We start from the raw sequence: 20,765 nt of genomic DNA, 5'->3' as shown, positions 1-20,765 counted from the left end.
GTTAGTGCTCCAGTGAAAGCATGTATCGGGCCGTGGTCGTCCAGAGGGCTGGGCCTTCTCGGGGGTGTCGACCGCGGCGTGCGGACAGATCGGCGCAGATAGCGCTGGTACATACTACCTGCGCGTCGCCCCGACGGGCAACGATCAGGAGAGCACTGCGCGCCGCAGCGTGTCGAGCCCGACGCCGCCGAGCTGCAGTGCCTCGCGGTGGAACGCGCGGAGGTCGAAGTCGTCTCCCTCGCGCCGAGCCCGCTGGGCCCGCAGGTCCTCCCAGATGCGCTGTCCGACCTTGTACGAGGGGGCCTGGCCCGGCCAGCCGAGGTAGCGGTCGACCTCGAAGCGGACGAACTCGTCGTCCATGTTGACGTTGGCGCGCATGAACGTCAGGGCGGTCTCGTGGCTCCACGGCTCGGTCGAGCCGGGGAACGTCTTGCCGAGGTGCACGCCGATGTCCAGCACCACCCTGGCGGCGCGCATCCGCTGCCCGTCGAGCATGCCGAGGCGGTCGCCCGGGTCGGAGAGCCAGCCGAGCTCGTCCATCAGCCTCTCCGCGTAGAGGGCCCAGCCCTCGGCGTGCCCCGACGTGCCCGCGAGCTGGCGGCGCCAGGTGTTCAGCAGGGCGCTGTTGTAGACCGCCTGGCCGAGCTGGAGGTGGTGCCCCGGCACGCCCTCGTGGAACACGGTCGTCGTCTCGCGCCAGGTGCCGAAGCGGGTGACGCCCTCGGGCACCGACCACCACATGCGTCCCGGTCGGGAGAAGTCGTCGCTGGGGCTCGTGTAGTAGATGCCGCCGTCCTTCGTGGGCGCGATGCGGCACTCGAGGCGACGGACCGGCTCCGGCACGTCGAAGTGCGTGCCGGAGAGCTCGGCCACGGCGCGGTCGCTGAGCTGCTGCATCCACTGCTGCAGCGCCTCCGTGCCCTCGAGCTGTCGCGCGGGGTCGGCGTCGAGGGCGGCGATCGCCCGCGCCACGTCCGCGCCCGGTTCGATCTCGCGCGCCACCGCCTCCTGCTCGCTCGTCATGCGGGCGAGCTCGTCGAGGCCCCACTCGTACGTCTCGTCGAGGTCGACGGTTGCCCCGAGGAACCGCCTCGAGTGCAGGGCGTAGGCGTCGCGGCCGACGCCGTCCTGGACGGCGGCCGCGGGCAACAGCTCGTCGAGCAGGAACCGCCGGGCTTCGAGATAGCCCTCCCCCGCCGAGGAGGCGCCCCTCGCGAGATCGGAGGCGAGCGCCGACGAGGGGGCGGTGCCGTCGGCCAGTCGGGCGGACGCGGCGAGCTCAGCGAAGAAGCCGTCCGGGGAGCCGATCCGGGCGCACTGCTCGGCCACCGCCTCCACCTGGCGCCGCGCCGGGACCACGCCCTCGGCGATGCCCTGACGGAACGTCTCGACCAGCTGTTCGAGTGCCTGGTCGACGCGGCTGAGTCGCGACGCCACGTCGGCCCAGTCGCCTTCCGTCTCGGTGGGCATCAGGTCGTAGACCTCGCGGATCGCCTGGATCGGCGAGGCGATGACGTTGAGGTCGCGCAGCTGCAGACGCTGCTCGGCGTACTCGAGGTCGAGGCGGAGCTCGGCCCCGAGGTCGTCCTGGGTGACGCGGTCGACGTCGTCGACGGGCTCCACGGCGTCGAGCTCGGCGAGCACGCGGCGGACCGCCTCGACGTGGCGCTCGTGGCCCGCCGGCGAGTAGTCGCCGTACTCGCCCGTGCGCCCCTCGCGCCCGATCCACGTCGCGGTGGTGGGGTCGAGGTCGACGAGCTGGTCGACCCAGCGCTCGGCGATGCCGTCGATCGGCGTCTGCGGGCGGACGGGAGGCGTCGTGGGCTCGGTCATGGTCCGAGGCTACCCACACGACGACGGGGCGTCGCTTCGACCTCGGCCGACGCGACGCCCCGTGGGACGGACGGGTGCTACTCGGCGTCGAGGTCCGTCTCGAGCAGCGTGGCCAGCTCGTCGAGGGCCGCGTCGGCGTTGTCGCCGTCGGTGGCGAGGACGACCTCGTCGCCGTGGCCGATGCCCAGCGAGAGGACGCCGAGGATGCTGGCGGCGTTGACGGTCTTGCCGGCGGGCGAGGTCAGCGTGACCTTGGCGCCGCTCTTGCCGGCGGCCTGGCTGAAGAGCGAGGCGGGGCGGGCGTGCAGGCCGACGCTCGAGGCGATGGTGACGGTGCGTTCTGGCATTTCTTCTCCTTGGTCGAGACCGGTCTGGTCGGGGTGCGGGCCGGGGCCCGGGACATGTCAGTCGTGGGTGGTCGGTCGATCGTCGCGGTGGGGCTCGATCGTGACCTTGATGGCCTCGCCGCTGGCGATGGCCTCGAGGGCGTCGTGCAGGCGGTCGAGGGGGAAACGGTGGGTGATCAGGTCGCCCACCACGACCTCGCCCGAGGCGATGAGCCGTAGCGCCTCGCGGTTGTGCGCCGGGCTCGACCCGTTCACGCCCACGATCGTCAGCTCACGGTAGTGCACGAGGTTCGAGTCGATGCTGATCTGCGAGTCGTCCCGGGCGAGGCCGCCGAAGAGGCTGAGGCGGCCGCCGGGCGCGAGGAGTGCGAGAGCCTGTTCCTGGGCCGGCCGTGACGCGGCGGCAGTGATGACGACGTCGACCCCCAGACCGCCGGAGGCGGCGCGGACCTGGTCGAGGACGACCTGGCGTCCGTCTGCTCCCGCCTCCACCGCGAGGGCGAGGTCCGGGCGGACGAGGGCGGCAGCCCGCGCGAGGCGGTCCGGGTTCGCGTCCACCAGGATCACCTGTCGCGCTCCCCTGGCGCGGGCGAGGCGCACGTGCATGCAGCCGATCGGACCCGAGCCGATGACGAGGACGCTGTCTCCCTCGCCGACCCGCGCGAGCTCCTGGCCGTTGAGGACACACGCGAGGGGCTCGACGAGCGACGCCTCCTCGGACGAGACGTGGTCGGGGACGCGGTTGACTCCGCCGACGGCGAGGACGGCCGCGGGGACGACCATGAACTCGGCGAACCCGCCGGCGTACTGGTAGCCGATGCTCGTCTGGCGGGGGCAGACGCTGGGCCGGCCGGCCCGGCAGACGTCGCAGGTGCCGCACGGCACGGCCGCGATGACCTGGACGCGGTCGCCGACGGACCAGCCGTCGACGTCGTCGCCGACCTCGACGACCGTGCCGGCGACCTCGTGGCCCATCACCTGCGGGCCGGTCATGTGGGGGTGTCCCGACCGGAGGATCTTGAGGTCGGTCCCGCAGGCGGAGCAGTTGTCGACGCGGAGGAGGAGCTCACCGCGAGAGGCCCCGGGCGTCGCCACGTCATCGAGACGCACGTCGCCCGGGGCCCACCACTTCGCTGCTCTCACGAGGAGACCGAGGCGCCCGTCACTCGTCGTCGTCGGTCGACGCGAGCAGCTCGTAGACCTCCGACGTCGTCGTGGCCCCGCGCAGCGCGGCGGCGGAGTCGGGGTCCATCAGGATGCTGGCGAGCTGGCTCAGGATGGCGATGTGGCCGTTGCCCGCCGCGGCGATGCCGACGGCGACCGAGACCTCGTTGCCGTCCCAGTCGACCGGGGTCGGGAAGCGGAGCACGACGAGCGCGTCCTTCTTCACCGAGCCCTTGCCGGCGAGAGTGCCGTGCGGGATCGCGACGCCCTCGCCGACGTAGGTCGACACGGAGTTCTCGCGCTCGAACATGGCGTCGACGTAGGTCTCGTCGATCGCCCCGGCCTCGATGAGCGCCTGGCCCGCGGCGCGGATGGCCTCGTCGCGGCTCGCGGCCTTCTCGTCGAGCCGGATAGACGACTCCGCGAGGAGCGACGTCAGCTCGGGTGCCTGCTGGTCGGCCATCGTCAGACCTCGACCGTCGTGCCGTCCTGGATGGCCTTGACCACCTTGGCGACCGAGGGGTCGCCCATGAACAGCTGGAACGGGACGACGGGGATGTTCGGCACGACGCCGCGCGCCCGCTCGGCGAGGTTGTTCTGCGTCACGACGACGTCGGCGTCGGCCGGGATGTCGGCGACGGGCGAGTGCTCGACGGTCACGCCGCTCTTCTTGAGCTGCTTCTTGAGGGTCGAGGCCAGCATGACGCTGCTGCCCATGCCCGCGTCGCACGCGACGATGAGCTTCTTGATGGAGGAACCGTCGAGGGTTGCCATGTCAGTCTCCTTGTTTCTCAGGGTGGGGGGCCGGCCGGAGCCGACCCCCCCGAGTCAATCAGTTGGACGCTGAGGGCGCGGCCGTGCCCTTGCTGGTCGCCTTGTTGGCGGCCGTGGCGGCCTGGGCGTCGGCGAGTGCCTGCGCCTGGGCGGCGTCGTCCTCGGCGGCGGCCTCGCGCTTCTCCTTGCGGCCGAAGCCCATGAGGAACGAGCAGACCACGAACGAGACGGCGGCGGACAACAGGATGCCCACCAGGATGACCGGGAAGTCGCCGGGGGCGGCGACGAGGGCGTAGGCGATGATGCTGCCGGGCGAGGGGCTGGCGACCAGGCCGACCCCCGTCAACAGGAAGAAGCCGACGCCGGTCGCGCCGCCGAGCACGGCGCCGATCAGCAGGATCGGCTTCATCAGCACGTACGGGAAGTAGATCTCGTGGATGCCGCCGAAGAACTGGACGATGATCGCGGCGGGAGCCGACGGACGGATGGCACGAGGTCCGAAGAAGAGGAACGCGAGCAGGATGCCGAGGCCCGGGCCGGGGTTCGACTCGAGCATGAACAGGATGGACTTGCCGGACTCGGCAGCCTGGTCGATGCCGAGGGGCGTGAGCACGCCCTGGTTGATGGCGTTGTTGAGGAACAGGATCTTCGCCGGCTCGATCAGCAGGGACGCCAGAGGCAGCAGGCCGCGCTCGACGAGGAAGTCGACCCCGTTGCCGAGGATCGTGGTCAGGCCCGAGGTGAGCGGTGCGATGCCGAAGTAGGCGCCGATCGCCATGGCCCCGCCGAAGATGCCGAGCGAGAAGTTGTTGACGAGCATCTCGAAGCCGGACTTGATGCGGCCGTCGAGCGCACGGTCGAACTGCTTGAGCAGCAGAGCGGCCAGCGGGCCGACGATCATCGCGCCGAGGAACTGCGGCTTGTCGGTCGCCACGATGACGCCCATCACGGCGATCGAGGCGATGACGGCGCCGCGCTGGCCGTGGACCATGCGGCCACCGGTGTAGGCGATCAGGATCGGGAGCAGGTACAGGATGATCGGGTCGACGAGCGACGCGACGGTCTCGTTGGGCGTCCAGCCCGTGGGGATGAAGAGGGCCGTGATGAGGCCCCAGGCGATGAACGCGCCGATGTTCGGCATGACCATGCCGGCCAGGAAGCCGCCGAAGCGCTGGACGCGCGCGCGGACTCCCGTTCCGGTGACCGTGGGGGTGAATTCGGACATGAGGGGCGGTACTCCTTCGTACTCAGTGGTGAGTCTCGGTGAGGGTGGTGGGCAAGGACGTGGTGCGTCGGGTGGGGATCGAGGAGGCGGCGGCCGCGTCCCCGACGAGCGGGCTCGTCAGGTCGGGCTGCGCCAGGAGCGACGCCTCGGAGGCGTCGAGGTCGGAGGGCGCCGGGACCGTGGTGCCGGGCAGCCTCGTGGCGGCGGCACCCCAGGTCAGGGCGGCGAGGAGGGCGTCGCGGGGGGCGCCTCCTGCGGTCTCGCTCGCGAGGTAGCCCGCGAGGAAGCTGTCGCCCGCGCCGACGGTGCTGCGCGGGACGGCGACGTGGGACGTGCCGACGACGACGCCGTCGGGGCCGACGAGGACGGCGCCCTCTGCCCCGAGGCTGACGAGCACGGTGCCGACGCCGGAGACGCGGACGGCCTCGGCGGCCGCCACGACGTCGCCCAGCGTGTCGAGCGAGCGGCCCGCCAACTCGGCGAGTTCCGCGAGGTTCGGCTTCAGCAGGTCGGGCCGGGCCTCGACCGCCGCGGACAGGGCGTCGCCGCTCGTGTCGACGGCGAGCTTGGCGCCGGTCCGGCGCACGTCGTCGACGAAGCGGGCGAACGTCGCCGTGCTGATCTCGGGCGGCAGGCTGCCGGACACGACGATCCAGGTGGCGTCCTCCGCCGTCGCCCGGACGACGGCCGTGATCGCGGTCAGGTCGTCGTGGCTCAGCGCGAGACCGGGCTCGTTCAGCTTGGTCACCGTGCCGCCGGGCTCGGCGACCGTCAGGTTCGACCGGGTGCGGCCCGAGACGGGCACGTACCGCGCGCTCACGCCGGCCGCGTCGAGCAGGGCGCTCAGCTCGGCGCCCTCGCGTCCGCCGACCGGGAGCACGGCCACACTGCGGACCCCGTGGGCGGTCAGGGCGCGGGCGACGTTGACGCCCTTGCCCGCCGGCTCGAGGAGCGGCGCGCCGGTGCGGACGACGTCGCCGCGGTCCAGGCGGCTGACCTCGACGGTGCGGTCGAGGCTCGGGTTGAGGGTCACGGTGACGATCACACGATCACCACCCGGGGCCCGGAGCGCTCGACGTCGTCGGCGAGGTCGGCGTCGACGCCCGTGTCGGTGATGACCGTGTCGACCTCGGAGAGCGGGGCCACACGGGCGAAGTCCTCGCGGCCGAACTTCGAGTGGTCGGTGAGGATGACGGTGCGCCGAGACGCCGCCATCAGGGCCTTCTTGACCCGCGCCTCGGCGAGGTCGGGCGTGGTGAGGCCCCGCTCGGCCGAGAGCCCGTTCGTGCCCATGAACGCGACGTCGGCGAAGACCTCGGCGATCTGCGTACGGGTCCACTCCCCCACGGCGGCCAGGGTGCGACCGCGGACGACCCCGCCGAGGAGGTGGAGGGTCACGTTGGGCCGGGCGACGAGCACGTTCGCGACGGGCAGCGAATGCGTCACGACGGTGAGCTCGCGGTCCGTCGGCAGCAGCTCGGCGAACCGGACGGTCGTCGTGCCGGCGTCGACGATGATCGACCCGCCGTCGGGCAGCTCGTCGAGGGCTGCCCGGGCGATCCGCTCCTTCTCGCCGGCGGCCGAGCCCTCGCGGTCGGCGACGTGCGGCTCGATGCCGAGGCGCTCGACGGCGATGGCCCCGCCGTGCACGCGCCGCAGGACCCCGCGCCGCTCGAGCGCCGTCAGGTCGCGGCGCACCGTCTCCGGCGTCACGGACAGCTCACGGGCCAGACCGGCCACCTCGACGCGGCCACGCGTGCGCGCCGAGTCCAGGATCTGCTGGTGGCGCTCGGGAGCGTACATGCGCGGAGACTCCGTCGTCAGTCGTGCGGCTCGCGGGGCGGTGAGGCCGAGCGGGGAGAGCGGGGGTGGACAGCTGGGGCAGGCAGAGCAGGAACAGATGTTGTTCCGGGTTTATATAAGTCCGTTCGCGTCCCTTGGTCAAGTCAGACGCGCGTGTCGCCCCCGCTTGTGCCCGTTTCGGGGGACGAGAGCGACATCACGACCCCCGACGTCGTCGACGTGACGTCGCGGTGCCGGCCCTGGTGCGCCGAAGACCTGCCGCTAGTGAGCCGCAGCGTCCCAGCTGTTGCCGAGGCCCACGCTGACGTCGAGCGGCACGCGGAGCTCGGCGGCCCCGCTCATGCGGCGGCTGACGATGTCGCGGACGTCGTCGACCTCGCCCGGCGCGACCTCGACGATCATCTCGTCGTGGACCTGCAGCAGCACGCGGCTGGCCATCTCGCGCTCGTCGAGCTCGCTGCGGACGCCGAGCATGGCCCGCTTCATGATGTCGGCGGCCGAGCCCTGGATGGGCGCGTTGAGCGCAGCGCGCTCGGCGTTCTCGCGCAGGACCCGGTTGGGCGACTTGAGGTCGGCGAAGGGGCGCCGGCGACCGAAGATCGTCTCGGTGTAGCCGTCTTCACGCGCCTTCTCGACGACGTTGCGCAGGTACTCCCTCACCGCGCCGAAGCGCTCGAAGTAGTCGGTCATCAGCTGCTTCGCCTCGGAGCTCTCGATCCGCAGCTGCTTCGACAGGCCGAACGCGCTGAGGCCGTAGGCGAGGCCGTACGACATCGCCTTGACCTTGGTGCGCATGGCCGGGCTGACGTCCTCCGGCTCGACCCCGAAGATGCGGGCGCCGACGAAGCGGTGCAGGTCTTCTCCCGCGTTGAACGCCTCGATCAGGCCGGCGTCGCCGGACAGGTGGGCCATGATGCGCATCTCGATCTGCGAGTAGTCGGCCGTGAGGAGCGTCTCGTACTCGGGGCCGTGCACGAAGGCCGCCCTGATCTCGCGGCCGACCGCGGCTTTGACCGGGATGTTCTGGAGGTTCGGGTCGACGGACGAGATGCGGCCGGTGGTGGTGCCGGTCTGGTCGTACGTCGTGTGGATGCGGCCGTCGTCGGCGATCGACTTGTCGAGCGTGTCGATGATCTGCCGCAGCTTGGTCGCGTCGCGGTGCTGCAGCAAGAGACCGAGGAACGGGTGCGGGTGCTTCTCCTGCAGGTCGGCGAGGGACGCGGCGTCGGTCGAGTAGCCGGTCTTGGTCGCCCTGGTCTTGGGCATCTCGAGCTGCTCGAAGAGGACCTCCTGCAGCTGCTTCGGCGAGCCGAGGTTGACCTCGCGGCCGATCTCGGCGAACGCGTCCGTCGCGAGACCCGCCGCCGTCTCGCCGAGGCGCGTGGAGAGCTCGGCCAGCACCGGGTGGTCGGCCGCGACGCCCGTGAGCTCCATGTCGCCGAGCACGGGGACGAGGGGCAGCTCGAGGTCGGTGAGGACCGCACGAGAGCCCTCGTCGAGGGACTCGTGGAACGACTCGGCGAGCCGCAGCGTGTACCAGGCCTCCGTCGCGACGCTCACCTGCTCGTCGGCCGGGACGAGCTGGTTCGGGTCGGCGACGGGGAGGGTCTCGCCGAGCTGCTCGTAGACGAGGTCGGTCAGGGCGAAGGAGGTGCGGCCCGGCCTGAGCAGCCACGCCGCGACCCGCGTGTCGCCGGCGATGCCGGTGAGCGCGAGACCGGCCTTGGACAAGGCCTTGTACGCCCGCTTGGCGTCGTGCAGGACCTTGGGCGAGTCGGCGTCGAGCCAGGCCTCGAGGGCCACGTAGTCGCCGCGGCCCGTGGCCCACGGCACGTAGGCCGATTCGTCGTGCGACGAGATGCCCAGGCCCACGACGCCTTCGGCGCCGTACTCGACGCTGAGCCCGACCGGCGACGCCGGGTCGGATGCGTGCTTCTTCAACCAGAACGCCAGTTCCTCGTCGATCAGGGTCCGGACGACGGGCAGGCCCGCCGGGGCCGCGACGACGGCCCCCTCTCCCGAGGCGTCGGGCGCGGCGCCGCTCGCGTCGGCGAGGGTGAGCACGCGGTCGAGGAGCGTGCGGAACTGGAGCTTGTCGAAGAGCTCGCGCACGGCGTCGGAGTCGACGGGGCGGCGCTCGAGGTCGCCGGGCGCCACGGGCAGCTCGACGTCGGTCACGAGGCGGTTGAGGCGCCGGTTGCGGATCGCGCGCTCTTTCTGCTCGCGCAGGTTGCCGCCCACGACGCCCTTGATGTCGTCGGCGTGGGCGATGACCTCGTCGAGGCTGCCGAACTGGGTGATCCACTTGACCGCGGTCTTCTCGCCGACCTTGTCGATGCCGATCAGGTTGTCGCTGGTCTCGCCGACGAGAGCCGCGATCTCGGGGTACTGGTGCGGTTCGATGCCGTACCGCTCGAACACCTTGTCGCGGTCGTAGCGGGTGAGCTCGCTCACCCCACGGGCCGAGGGGTAGAGCAGCGTCACGTCGTCGTTGACCATCTGGATGGCGTCGCGGTCACCGGAGACGACGAGGACGCGGTAGCCGTCGTCGCGACCCCGGACGGCGAGGGTCGCGAGGATGTCGTCGGCCTCGAAGTCCTCTTTCGTGATGGTGGTGATGCCCATGGCGTGGAGGGCCTCCTGCAGGAGCGGGATCTGCCCCACGAACTCGACGGGCGTCTCCGAGCGCGTGCCCTTGTACTCGGGGTACTCACGCGTGCGGAACGAGAACCGGGAGATGTCGAAGGCGACCGCGAGATGGGTCGGCTTCTCGTTCTTGAGGAGGCTGAGCAGCATCGAGATGAACCCGTGGATCGCGTTGGTGTGCTGCCCCTCCCGGTTCACGAAACTGTCGACGGGCAGGGCGTAGAACGCCCGGAACGCCAGGGAATGGCCGTCGATGACCAGGAGGGTAGGCTTCGTTTCGTCCGACACCCCGTCAGCCTAGCGGGCGCCCCCGACAGCGGATCCGGAGCACCATGACCGACGCGACCACCTCCTCCTCGTCCAACGACGCCGAGCGGACCGTGCGTCCCGACGCCGCGCTCAGCGACGACGCGGTCGAGCTCTTCCGGCGCCGCGGCGTCGGCGCCCTCGCCGAGAGGATGGGCATCGAGATCCTCGAGATGAGCGCGGAGCGCGCCGTCGGCCGGATGCCCGTCGAGGGCAACACCCAGCCGGTCGGCATCCTGCACGGCGGGGCGCACGTCGTCCTGGCCGAGACCCTCGGCTCCGTGGCGGCGAACGTCCACGCCGGGGCAGGTCGCCTCGCGATGGGGATCGAGCTGAACGCCAGCCACAGCCGGTCGGCCACGACCGGCTGGGTGACGGGCACCTGCACTGCGGTCCACCTCGGCCGCACCCTCGCGACGCACCAGGTCGTCATGACGGACGACGACGGACGCCTGTTGTCGACGGTGCGCATCACGAACTACTTGACGGACGCCCGCGGCTGACTCCCTCGACCGGCGCCTCCCGGCAGGTTCCCGGGACGTGGCCGCACGACGAGAGGCCCGCCCCACCAGGGGGACGGGCCTCTCGTCGCGAACGGGCTCGCTACTTCTTGACGCTCAGCTGCTCGATGATCGCCTGGGCGACGTCGTGCATCGTGAGGCGGCGATCCATGGACGCCTTCTGGATCCAGCGGAACGCCTCCGGCTCGGTGAGGCCCATCTTCTCGTTGAGCAGGCCCTTGGCCCGGTCGACGAGCTTGCGGGTCTCGAAGCGCTCGACCAGGTCGGCGACCTCGGCCTCGAGGGTGATGATCTGCGTGTAGCGCGAGAGGGCGATCTCGATCGCAGGCAGGAGGTCGTTGGGCGTGAAGGGCTTCACGACGTAGGCCAGGGCGCCGGCCTCGCTGGCCCGCTCGACGAGCTCTTTCTGGCTGAACGCCGTCAGGAGCACGACGGGGGCGATGTGGTTCTTGCTCAGCGTCTCTGCCGCGGAGATGCCGTCGAGCTTCGGCATCTTGACGTCCATGATGACGAGGTCGGGTCGCAGCTCGGTCGCGAGGGCGACGGCGGTCTCGCCGTCTCCGGCCTCGCCCACCACCTCGAATCCGTTGTCGCGGAGGATCTCGACGATGTCGAGGCGGATGAGGGACTCATCCTCTGCGACGACGACGCGACGGGGTGCTGCTGGTGTTGCTTCCTGGTCACTCACGAAGCAGAGCCTACGGTATTCTCGCCTCGGTCGTCGTGAGCCGGATTGGCGGAATGGCAGACGCGGGGCACTCAAAATGCTCTGTCCGAGAGGGCGTGTGGGTTCGAGTCCCACATCCGGCACGGTCGACGACTCCCCCACCTGACCCGCGCCGCGCGCGCTGAGCGAGCGTCCGTCCACAGGTCGCGGGATCGAGACGATCTCGACTTCCTGCGTCGAAACGGTTGACCCGGGCCGCTCGTGCACTACGCTGGTGGGACTGGTTGTTGTGTTACGCATTTGTATCTCGCGACGTGCCAGGTCGAGATTCCTCGGAATCCCGGCCAGGGGGCGTCGTTCTCAGAGGGAGCGGACAAAAAGGCACCGCGACGAGCGATCTCGAAATCGAGATCGACAACTCTGATTGAAGGAACAAGAAAAATGGCAACAGGTACCGTTAAGTGGTTCAACTCCGAAAAGGGCTTCGGCTTCATCACCCCCGACGACGGATCCACTGACGTCTTCGCGCACTTCTCCGCGATCGCCGGCGACGGCTACCGCAACCTGGAGGAGAACCAGAAGGTCGAGTTCGACACGGCTCAGGGCAACAAGGGCCTCCAGGCCGAGAACATCCGCGTCATCTGACTCGGCGGCGTCCTCGAGACGCCGATGGTGACGATCTGATCGTCTCCGAAATCGAAGCCCCGATCTGCTCCGGCAGATCGGGGCTTCTTCGTGCCCGCGGCCCCTCGTGACGGAGCTGCGACGTCCGGACCAGCGCCGGACTCGGTCCGGACGCTACGGAGCTCGTGGCGGTGACTCCTGCCGACTGTGCTGTCCCTGTTGCGCGTCGGAGCCTCCGGCACGCGCCCCCGCGCACGAGTCAGGAGTTGCCGACGCCGGGTCGGTGAAGCTGAGCCCCGGCGGCGGGCCCGGGCGCGGAGGGTCGTCCGGAGGGCCGAGTGAGCCAGGTCGTCAACTCCTGACGGGTGCAGCGGCGCGGTCGCGCACGGGGGCCGCAGGCGGACGCCCCCGCGCACGCATCCGGAGTTGTCGACGCCGGAAGGGTGTCGCCGTGGACGCGGCGGCGACGCCACGGTCAGAGCGGCAGGGGCAAGGGCAGCCCCAGAAGGCGCGCGACCGGCTCCCAGTCCGCCGCGGCTTCTCGGTACTCCGCCTCTGCCTCGGCTCCCCCGTCGTCCGCGTCGGCGTCGGCCCTGGAGGTTCGGTCCTCCGCGGCCGCCCGGGCCAGGCGCCAACGCTCTGCGCGCAGGGACCACAGCGCGAGCTCGTCACCGTCGGCGTCGTCCGGAGCCGCGTTCGCGACGTCCCACGGCACGCGGACTGCCGGCAGGTCACGCTCCGACTCGTCCCTCGGTGCGCGGCCCGTGGCAGGTTCGCTGAAGTCAGCGAAGAGCCGCTTGGTGCCCACGGCGAGCACGGCGCCGACGGCGGCACCCGAGAGGACGAACGCCGCGAGGTCGCCGAGACCCTGAACGTGCCAGACGGCACCGGCCACGGTCCCCATGAAGAAGCCTCCGGTCACTCCCCCGGTCACCGTCCAGGCGTCCGTGAGGGCGGACCGGGCTCCGTCGGCTGGCACGGTGCCTGCGCGGCTGCGCCGAGTCGTGGCGACGTCGTGACCCGTGCCGCTCGGCACGACCCACAGGGAGCCTCCGACGACGAAGCAACGAGGGTGCGAGGGGCCGACGGACATGCCGGGAGGCTACGCCCGCAGTCTGAGGGCGGGCGGCGCATCCCGCTGCGCGCGCGAGGGCGTGCGCGGGCCCTGCGGGTCTCGGCAGGAACGGGTCCCAGAACGACGACGGCCGGGCCACCTCCGCGGAGGCGACCCGGCCGTGCCGGTGTCGTGCTGCTGTCGCGCTGTCAGCTCGTGCTGGCGTAGGCCGGTGCGGCCTCGCCGTGCGCGTCGCCCACGCGGTGCACGCGGAGGTCGTTCGTCGACCCCGCGATGCCGGGAGGAGAGCCGGCGATGACGATGACCTTCTCGCCCGAGAGGGCGAGCGCGTTGCCCAGCAGGATGTCGTCGACCTGCTCGAACATGGCGTCCGTGTGGGTCACGTTCTCGACGAGGAACGACTGGACGCCCCAGCTGAGCGCCATGCGGCGACGCGTCGCCTCGTTGGGCGTGAAGGCCAGGATCGGGATCGAGTGGCGGAGGCGCGACATGCGACGCACGGAGTCGCCCGACTCCGTGAAGACGCAGAGGTAGCGCGCCTGGACGAACTCGGCGACGTCGGCCGCCGCGAGGGTGATGGCGCCGCCCTGGGTGCGGGGCTTCGTGCCGAGCGGCGGGATGCGCTCGAGGCCGTGTTCTTCGGTGGAGGCGACGATGCGGGCCATGGTCTGCACCGTGACGACGGGGTACTCGCCCACGCTCGTCTCGCCGCTGAGCATGACCGCGTCGGCACCGTCGAGGACGGCGTTCGCCACGTCGCTGGTCTCGGCGCGCGTCGGGATCGGGCTGGAGATCATCGACTCGAGCATCTGCGTCGCGACGATGACCGGCTTGGCCATGCGGCGGGACAGCTCGACAGCGTGCTTCTGCACGATGGGGACGGCCTCGAGGGGCAGCTCGACGCCGAGGTCGCCACGGGCCACCATGATGCCGTCGAACGCGTCGATGATGGCCTCGAGGTTGTCGACGGCCTGCGGCTTCTCGATCTTGGCGATGACGGGCAGACGACGCCCCTCCTCGGCCATGATCTCGTGCACGCGGGTGACGTCGTCGGCGTCGCGGACGAACGAGAGCGCGATGAAGTCGGCGCCGAGGGCCAGGCCCCAACGGAGGTCCGCCTCGTCTTTCTCGGACAGGGCGGGGACGCTGACGGCGACGCCGGGCAGGTTGATGCCCTTGTTGTTCGAGACCGTGCCCGCCACGACGACCTCGGTCGTCACGGTCGTGCCGTCGGTCTCGAGCACGCGCAGCTTGACGCGGCCGTCGTCGATCAGCAGCGGGTCGCCCACGGCGACGTCGCCGGGCAGGCCCTTGAAGGTCGTGCCGCAGATCTCCTTCGTACCGAGGATGTCGTCGGTCGTGATCTTGAAGACGTCGCCGACCGCGAGGTCGTGCGGACCGTCGGAGAACTTGCCGAGGCGGATCTTCGGGCCCTGCAGGTCGACGAGCACGGCGACGGGACGCTCGGCGTCCGCCGCGGCCTGGCGCACGTTGGCGTAGACGGACTCGTGCACGTCGTAGCTGCCGTGGCTGAGGTTCATCCTGGCCACGTCGACGCCGGCGTCGATGATGGCCCGGATGTCGTCATAGCTCGACGTCGCCGGCCCGAGGGTGGCGACGATCTTTGCGCGTCTCATGTGTTCCTTACTGTAGGTAGGGGGGTGGGACGGCTGAGGACCCGTCCCACCACCTTATTCCCGACTCGAGTCGGGTCAGACCGAAATGGCGCGATCCGTGGGCTTCACCGGGAACGGCAGGATCGTCTCGCCCTCGAGCCACGCGTCCACGGCCGAGGCCGCCGCGCGGCCCTCGGCGATGGCCCAGACGATGAGGGACTGGCCGCGCCCCGCGTCGCCCGTGACGAACACGCCGGGCTCGGAGGTCTGGTAGTCGCCCCCGCGGTCGAGGTTGCCCCGGGAGTCGAACGGCACGCGCAGCTGCTGCTCGATCGCGTCGCGCTCCGGCCCCGTGAAGCCGAGGGCGAGGAGGACGAGGTCCGCGGGGATCTCGCGCTCGGTGCCCGCCTTCGGCACCCGACGGCCGTCGAGGTACTCCGTCTCTGCCACACGGACGGCGCGGACCTCGCCGACCTCGTTGCGGAGGAACTCGACGGTGGAGGCGAGGTACATCCGCTCGCCGCCCTCCTCGTGCGCGCTGGCGACCTCGAACAGGGTCGGGAAGGTGGGCCAGGGCTGGGACTCGGTCCGCTCCTCCGGGGGCTGCTGGCCGATCGCGAGGTTCGTCACGGACAGGGCGCCCTGACGGTGCGCCGTGCCGATGCAGTCGGCTCCCGTGTCGCCGCCGCCGAGGACGACGACGTGCTTGCCCTCGGCCGTGATCTGGTCGTCGACCCGGTCGCCGGCGCCGGTGCGGTTCTGCTGCACCAGGTACTCCATGGCGAAGTGGACCCCCGAGAGGTCGCGGCCCGGGATGTCGAGGTCGCGCGGAACGGTGGAGCCCGTGGCCACCACGACGGCGTCGTAGCGTGCCCGGAGGTCGTCCCAGGCGATGTCGCGGCCGATCTCGACTCCGGCGCGGAAGCGCGTGCCCTCGGCCCGCATCTGGGCGAGCCGCTGCTCGATCTGCTTCTTCTCCATCTTGAAGTCCGGGATGCCGTAGCGGAGGAGGCCGCCGATGCGGTCGTCGCGCTCGTAGACGGCGACGGTGTGGCCCGCGCGCGTCAGCTGCTGCGCGGCCGCGAGGCCGGCCGGGCCGGACCCGACGACGGCCACGGTCTTGCCCGTGAGGCGCTCCGGGGGGTGCGGCGTGACCCAGCCCTGCTGGAACGCCTGGTCGATGATGCTGACCTCGACCTGCTTGATGGTCACCGGCGGCTGGTTGATGCCCAGCACGCAGGAGGCCTCGCAGGGCGCGGGGCACAGGCGGCCCGTGAACTCGGGGAAGTTGTTGGTCGCGTGCAGCCGCTCGCTGGCCTGGCGGCCCTCGCCGCGCCACATGAGGTCGTTCCACTCGGGGATGAGGTTGCCGAGCGGGCAGCCCTGGTGGCAGAAGGGCACGCCGCAGTCCATGCAGCGGCCCGCCTGTCGGCGCAGCTCGCCGCTCTCCTGCTGCTCGTACACCTCCTTGTAGTCCATCAGTCGCACGGACACGGGACGACGCTTCGGGAGCTCGCGCTTCTGGGTCTTGAGGAACCCCTTCGGATCAGCCACCGGTCACCTCCAGGATTCGCTTCCAGGCTTCGTCGCCATCGGGGTCGAGACCCTCGTCGACGGCCGTCTGCCGGGTGGCGAGGACGGCGGCGTAGTCACGCGGCAGGACCTTGACGAACTCGGACGCCGAGGCGTCGACGTCGGCGAGCAGGCGCTCGGCGACGGGCGAGCCCGTCTCGGCGAGGTGCCGCGACAGGAGGTCGGAGAGGATCTCGACGTCAGCGCTGCCGAGCGGGTGCAGCTCGAGCTCGCCCGACGCGAGGGACTCGGCGTTGACCCGCTCGCTGCGGAGCCGGTGCACGTAGGCCGTGCCGCCGGACATGCCCGCGCCCAGGTTGCGGCCCGTGTCGCCGAGGATGACGGCGAGCCCGCCGGTCATGTACTCGAGCGCGTGGTCGCCCACGCCCTCGACGACGGCGCTGGCACCCGAGTTGCGGACCAGGAACCGCTCGCCCACGATGCCGCGGATGAACAGGCTTCCCTGGGTCGCGCCGTAGCCGATCACGTTGCCGGCGATGACGTTCTCCTCGGCCACGAAGGTGCTCTCGCGCGACGGGCGCACGACGACGATGCCGCCGGAGAGGCCCTTGCCGACGTAGTCGTTGCTGTCGCCCTCGAGCCGCAGGGTGATGCCGGCCGGCAGGAAGGCGCCGAGCGACTGGCCGGCGGAGCCGGTCAGCGTGACGTCGATGCTGCCCTCGGGGAGGCCGTGCTCGCCGTGGCGGACGGTCACCTCGTGGCCGAGCATCGTGCCGACGGCGCGCTCGGTGTTGCGGATGGGCAGCGAGATCGCCACCTTGCCGCCGTTCTCGAGCGCGTCGGCGCTGCGGGCGATCAGCTCGACGTCGAAGTGCGACTCGAGGTCGTGGTCCTGCTGCCGACGGTTGCGGCGAGGCTCGTCCTCGTCGAACTGCGGTCCGACCAGCACGGGCGACAGGTCGAGACCGGACGCCTTCCAGTGGTCGAGCGCACGGTCGACGTCGAGCGCGTCCGTGCGGCCGACGGCCTCGTCGAGGCTGCGGAAGCCGAGGGAGGCGAGGATCTCGCGCACCTCCTGCGCCAGGAACTCGAAGAAGTTGACGACGAACTCGGGCTTGCCCGAGAACCGCGCCCGGAGCTCGGGGTTCTGCGTCGCGACACCCACGGGGCAGGTGTCGAGGTGGCAGACGCGCATCATGATGCAGCCCTCGACGATCAGCGGGGCCGTCGCGAAGCCGAACTCCTCGCCGCCGAGCAGCGCGGCGATCACGACGTCGCGGCCCGTCTTCATCTGGCCGTCGACCTGCACGACGACACGGTCGCGCATGCCGTTGAGCATCAGCGTCTGCTGGGTCTCGGCGAGGCCGATCTCCCACGGGGTGCCGGCGTGCTTGAGCGAGTTCAGGGGGCTGGCGCCCGTGCCGCCGTCGTGGCCCGAGACGAGGACCACGTCGGCGAGGGCCTTCGTCACGCCCGCGGCGACCGCGCCGATGCCCGACTGGCTCACGAGCTTGACGTGCACCCGGGCCGTCGGGTTGGCGCGCTTGACGTCGAAGATGAGCTGCTTCAGATCTTCGATCGAGTAGATGTCGTGGTGCGGCGGCGGGCTGATCAGCCCGACGCCCGGCGTCGCGTGCCGGGTGCGTGCCACCCACGGGTAGACCTTCGTCGGGGGCAGCTGCCCGCCCTCGCCGGGCTTGGCGCCCTGGGCCATCTTGAGCTGGATGTCGGTGGCGTGGGTGAGGTACATGCTCGTGACGCCGAAGCGCCCCGACGCGACCTGCTTGACGGCGCTGCGGCGCTCGGGGTCCAGCAGCCGGTCGACGTCCTCGCCGCCCTCGCCCGTGTTGGACTTGCCGCCCAGGCGGTTCATGGCGATCGCGAGGGTCTCGTGCGCCTCCTTCGAGATGGAGCCGTAGCTCATCGCGCCGGTCGAGAACCGCTTGACGATCGACTCGATCGGCTCGACCTCGTCGAGCGGCACCGGCTGACGCAGGCCCTCTCGGAAGGAGAAGAGCCCGCGGAGGGTCATCAGGTCCTCCGACTGGTCGTCGACGAGCTTCGTGTACTCGCGGAAGATGTCGTACCGGCGCGTGCGCGTGGCGTGCTGCAGGCGGAAGACGGTGTCGGGGTTGAACAGGTGCCGCGGGCCCTCGCGGCGCCACTGGTACTCGCCCCCGGTCGCGAGGCGCTCGTGCGCGACGACGGACCCGTCGGTCGGGTACGCGCTGGTGTGGCGCTGCTTGTTCTCGGCCGCGACGACGTCGATGCCCACCCCGCCGAGCACGCTCGACGTGCCGGTGAAGTAGGTGTCGACGAACTCCTGGCTGAGGCCGACGGCCTCGAAGGCCTGGGCGGCGGCGTAGCTCGACACGGTCGAGATGCCCATCTTGGACATGATCTTGAGCACGCCCTTGCCGAGCGCCTTGATCAGGTTGTGGACGGCGTCCTCCGGCGAGATTCCGGTGATCATTCCCGACCGGACGAGGTTCTCGCAGGTCTCCATGGCGAGGTACGGGTTGATCGCGGACGCGCCGTAGCCGATCAGGGTGGCGACGTGGTGCACCTCGCGGACGTCGCCGGCCTCGACGATCAGGCCGACCGACATCCGCTTCTCGGTGCGGATCAGGTGGTGGTGGACCGCGGCGAGCATGAGGAGGGACGGGACGGGCGCGAAGTCCTGGTTCGAGTCGCGGTCGGAGAGCACGATGAACTCGGCCCCGGCCTCGATGGCGTCGTCGACCTCGTTGCACATGGCCGCGATGCGCTTCTCGAGCGCGCGCGGCCCCTTGTCGGCCCGGTACAGGCCGCGGATCGTCGAGGTGACGCGCGACCCGGGGCTGGGGTCGATGTGCTGGATCTTCGCGAGCTCGTCGTTGTCGATCACGGGGAAGTCGAGCACGACCTGACGCGCGTGCTCCGGGGTGGCCGAGAGCAGGTTGCGCTCCGGGCCGAGACCGAGCGAGAGCGACGTGACGACCTGCTCGCGGATCGAGTCGAGCGGCGGGTTGGTCACCTGCGCGAACTGCTGCGTGAAGTAGTCGAAGAGGAGGCGCGGACGCTCGGACAGCACCGCGATCGGCGTGTCGCTGCCCATGGCGCCGAGGGGCTCCGCCCCGGTCTTCGCCATCGGCGTGAGGAGGATGCGCACTTCTTCTTCCGTGTAGCCGAAAGTGCGCTGGCGACGGATGACGGAGGCCGGCGTGTGCACGATGTGCTCGCGCTCGGGGAGCTCGGAGAGCCGGATGCGGCCCTCGGCCAGCCACTCGCCGAAGGGCTCGGAGGTCGCGAGGTCCCGCTTGATCTCGTCGTCCTCGATCAGGCGGCCGGCCTCGGTGTCGACGAGGAACATCTTGCCCGGGCGCAGTCGGCCCTTGCGGACGATCTTGGCGGGGTCGATGTCGGGCAGCACGCCGATCTCGCTGGCGAGGACGACGAGGCCGTCGTCCGTGACCAGGTAGCGGCCGGGGCGCAGGCCGTTGCGGTCGAGGGTGGCGCCCACGAGGCTGCCGTCGGTGAAGGTGATGGCCGCGGGGCCGTCCCACGCCTCCATGATCATCGAGTGGTACTCGTAGAAGTCGCGCAGGGTCGGGTCGATGTCGACCTGGTTCTCCCACGCCTCGGGGACCATCATCATGATGGCGTGCGGCAGCGAGCGACCGGTGAGGCTCAGCAGCTCGACCACCTCGTCGAACGACGCGGAGTCGCTGGCGCCGGGGCTGACCACCGGGAGCAGCGGCTTGAGGTCGCCGAGGAGCTCGGACTCGAGCTGTGACTGACGCGCCCGCATCCAGTTGCGGTTGCCCCGGACCGTGTTGATCTCGCCGTTGTGCGCGATCATGCGGAACGGCTGCGCGAGCGGCCAGGACGGGAACGTGTTCGTGGAGTACCGGGAGTGCACGACGGCCAGCTTCGAGGCGAAGCGCTCGTCGCTGAGGTCGGGGTAGAAGGGCTCGAGCTGCAGCGTCGTGACCATGCCCTTGTAGACCATGGTGCGGCTGCCGAGCGAGGTGAAGTACGCACCGAGCTTCGACTCGGAGCGCTTGCGCAGACGGTAGGCCTGGCGGTCGAGCGCTACGCCCGAGAGCAGCTCGCCGTCGGCTCCGTGACGACGGCTGCGGACGAAGAGCTGCTCGAAGGCCGGCATCGCGCCGCGGGCGAGGGACCCGAGCTCGTCGGGGCGCACGGGCACCTCGCGCCAGCCGAGCACGTCGAGCTGCTCGAGGTTCGCGATCCGCTCGACGCCGGTCTTCAGCTCGGCGCGCTCCTGCTCGTCGGTGGGCAGGAAGGCGATGCCGACCGCGTACTGCCCCGCCTCGGGCAGCTCGAAGTCGACGACGGCGCGGAGGAACGCGTCGGGGACCTGGCAGAGGATGCCGGCCCCGTCGCCCGTGCCCGCGTCGGAGCCGATGGCACCGCGGTGCTCGAGGTTGCGGAGGGCGCCGAGCGCGGCGTCGACGATGTCGTGGCCCGGGGTCCCGCGGAGGGTGGCGACCATGGCCAGGCCGCAGGCGTCCTTCTCGTTGCGCGGGTCGTACAGGCCCGCAGCAGCGGGAACGGTGCTGAACTGCTGGTGAACTGGCGTGAGCGCCATGTGATCCGTCCTCACGGGGAGATCCGATGGGGGTCGG

General features: G+C 70.9%; 16 protein-coding genes and 1 tRNA gene. 3 read left to right on the top strand and 14 right to left on the bottom strand.

Translation table 11 applies throughout. The annotated features are described in order from the left end of the window. Positions 1 to 144 precede the first annotated feature (144 nt). From ACZZ97_RS06700 to polA, 9 genes are all read right to left on the bottom strand, one after another. Complete coding sequence (locus ACZZ97_RS06700; RefSeq protein ID WP_463472654.1) at positions 145 to 1,833, bottom strand: DUF885 domain-containing protein; 1,689 nt, start codon at positions 1,831 to 1,833, stop codon at positions 145 to 147. Between the two features lie 77 nt (positions 1,834 to 1,910). Then, the gene (locus ACZZ97_RS06695; protein WP_146900808.1) at positions 1,911 to 2,180 is read right to left on the bottom strand and encodes an HPr family phosphocarrier protein; all 270 of its coding nucleotides are present in this window, start codon (positions 2,178 to 2,180) and stop codon (positions 1,911 to 1,913) included. A gap of 57 nt (positions 2,181 to 2,237) precedes the next feature. Beyond that, positions 2,238 to 3,323 (bottom strand): zinc-dependent dehydrogenase, encoded by a 1,086-nt coding sequence (locus tag ACZZ97_RS06690; RefSeq protein WP_463472653.1) that lies wholly within the window; start codon positions 3,321 to 3,323, stop codon positions 2,238 to 2,240. A gap of 19 nt (positions 3,324 to 3,342) precedes the next feature. Continuing rightward, positions 3,343 to 3,807: a PTS sugar transporter subunit IIA gene (locus ACZZ97_RS06685; protein WP_463472652.1), complete on the bottom strand. Its 465-nt coding sequence runs from the start codon at positions 3,805 to 3,807 to the stop codon at positions 3,343 to 3,345. A gap of 2 nt (positions 3,808 to 3,809) precedes the next feature. Further along, positions 3,810 to 4,118 (bottom strand): PTS lactose transporter subunit IIB, encoded by a 309-nt coding sequence (locus ACZZ97_RS06680; RefSeq protein ID WP_146900799.1) that lies wholly within the window; start codon positions 4,116 to 4,118, stop codon positions 3,810 to 3,812. A 58-nt stretch (positions 4,119 to 4,176) separates the two neighbouring features. After that, a complete protein-coding gene (locus tag ACZZ97_RS06675; RefSeq protein ID WP_314100813.1) occupies positions 4,177 to 5,343 on the bottom strand; it encodes a PTS mannitol transporter subunit IICB in 1,167 nt (388 codons plus the stop codon). 22 nt (positions 5,344 to 5,365) lie between these two features. Beyond that, on the bottom strand, positions 5,366 to 6,376 hold the full coding sequence (locus ACZZ97_RS06670) for a 1-phosphofructokinase family hexose kinase (RefSeq protein WP_463472651.1): 1,011 nt from the start codon (positions 6,374 to 6,376) through the stop codon (positions 5,366 to 5,368). Between the two features lie 8 nt (positions 6,377 to 6,384). Then, entirely contained in the window at positions 6,385 to 7,146 is a 762-nt protein-coding gene (locus tag ACZZ97_RS06665; protein ID WP_123545849.1) for a DeoR/GlpR family DNA-binding transcription regulator, read from the bottom strand. A 261-nt stretch (positions 7,147 to 7,407) separates the two neighbouring features. Then, complete coding sequence (polA, locus tag ACZZ97_RS06660) at positions 7,408 to 10,080, bottom strand: DNA polymerase I (RefSeq protein ID WP_463472650.1); 2,673 nt, start codon at positions 10,078 to 10,080, stop codon at positions 7,408 to 7,410. A 44-nt stretch (positions 10,081 to 10,124) separates the two neighbouring features. On the opposite strand from polA, the gene ACZZ97_RS06655 reads away from it, so the two are divergent. Beyond that, positions 10,125 to 10,601 (top strand): PaaI family thioesterase, encoded by a 477-nt coding sequence (locus ACZZ97_RS06655; protein WP_399539893.1) that lies wholly within the window; start codon positions 10,125 to 10,127, stop codon positions 10,599 to 10,601. 100 nt (positions 10,602 to 10,701) lie between these two features. On the opposite strand, the gene ACZZ97_RS06650 is transcribed toward ACZZ97_RS06655, so the two are convergent. After that, complete coding sequence (locus ACZZ97_RS06650) at positions 10,702 to 11,307, bottom strand: ANTAR domain-containing response regulator (protein WP_146900783.1); 606 nt, start codon at positions 11,305 to 11,307, stop codon at positions 10,702 to 10,704. A 39-nt stretch (positions 11,308 to 11,346) separates the two neighbouring features. Between ACZZ97_RS06650 and ACZZ97_RS06645 the strand changes: the two genes are divergently transcribed. Together ACZZ97_RS06645 and ACZZ97_RS06640 are read left to right on the top strand one after the other, a co-directional pair. Next, positions 11,347 to 11,429 (top strand) — tRNA-Leu (locus tag ACZZ97_RS06645). Positions 11,430 to 11,727: 298 nt separating this feature from the next. Then, on the top strand, positions 11,728 to 11,931 hold the full coding sequence (locus tag ACZZ97_RS06640; RefSeq protein ID WP_055797427.1) for a cold-shock protein: 204 nt from the start codon (positions 11,728 to 11,730) through the stop codon (positions 11,929 to 11,931). Between the two features lie 454 nt (positions 11,932 to 12,385). Here ACZZ97_RS06640 and ACZZ97_RS06635 read toward each other — a convergent pair whose 3' ends face one another. The 4 genes from ACZZ97_RS06635 to gltB form a co-directional block, all read right to left on the bottom strand. Continuing rightward, positions 12,386 to 13,003, bottom strand: coding sequence for a hypothetical protein (locus tag ACZZ97_RS06635; protein ID WP_463472649.1), 618 nt, complete (start codon positions 13,001 to 13,003; stop codon positions 12,386 to 12,388). A gap of 170 nt (positions 13,004 to 13,173) precedes the next feature. Further along, entirely contained in the window at positions 13,174 to 14,622 is a 1,449-nt protein-coding gene (pyk, locus tag ACZZ97_RS06630) for a pyruvate kinase (RefSeq protein WP_314100803.1), read from the bottom strand. Between the two features lie 75 nt (positions 14,623 to 14,697). Beyond that, positions 14,698 to 16,155, bottom strand: a complete 1,458-nt coding sequence (locus tag ACZZ97_RS06625; protein WP_314100801.1) for a glutamate synthase subunit beta — start codon at positions 16,153 to 16,155, stop codon at positions 14,698 to 14,700. Next, positions 16,148 to 20,728: a glutamate synthase large subunit gene (gltB, locus tag ACZZ97_RS06620; RefSeq protein WP_463473771.1), complete on the bottom strand. Its 4,581-nt coding sequence runs from the start codon at positions 20,726 to 20,728 to the stop codon at positions 16,148 to 16,150. Before gltB ends, ACZZ97_RS06625 begins: the two co-directional genes overlap by 8 nt. Between the last annotated feature and the right edge of the window lie 37 nt (positions 20,729 to 20,765).

It is taken from the genome of Frigoribacterium sp. AC512 (assembly GCF_979258295.1).
The sequence above is the reverse complement of the archived record's forward strand: the minus strand, read 5'-3'. Positions and strand labels throughout refer to the sequence as shown.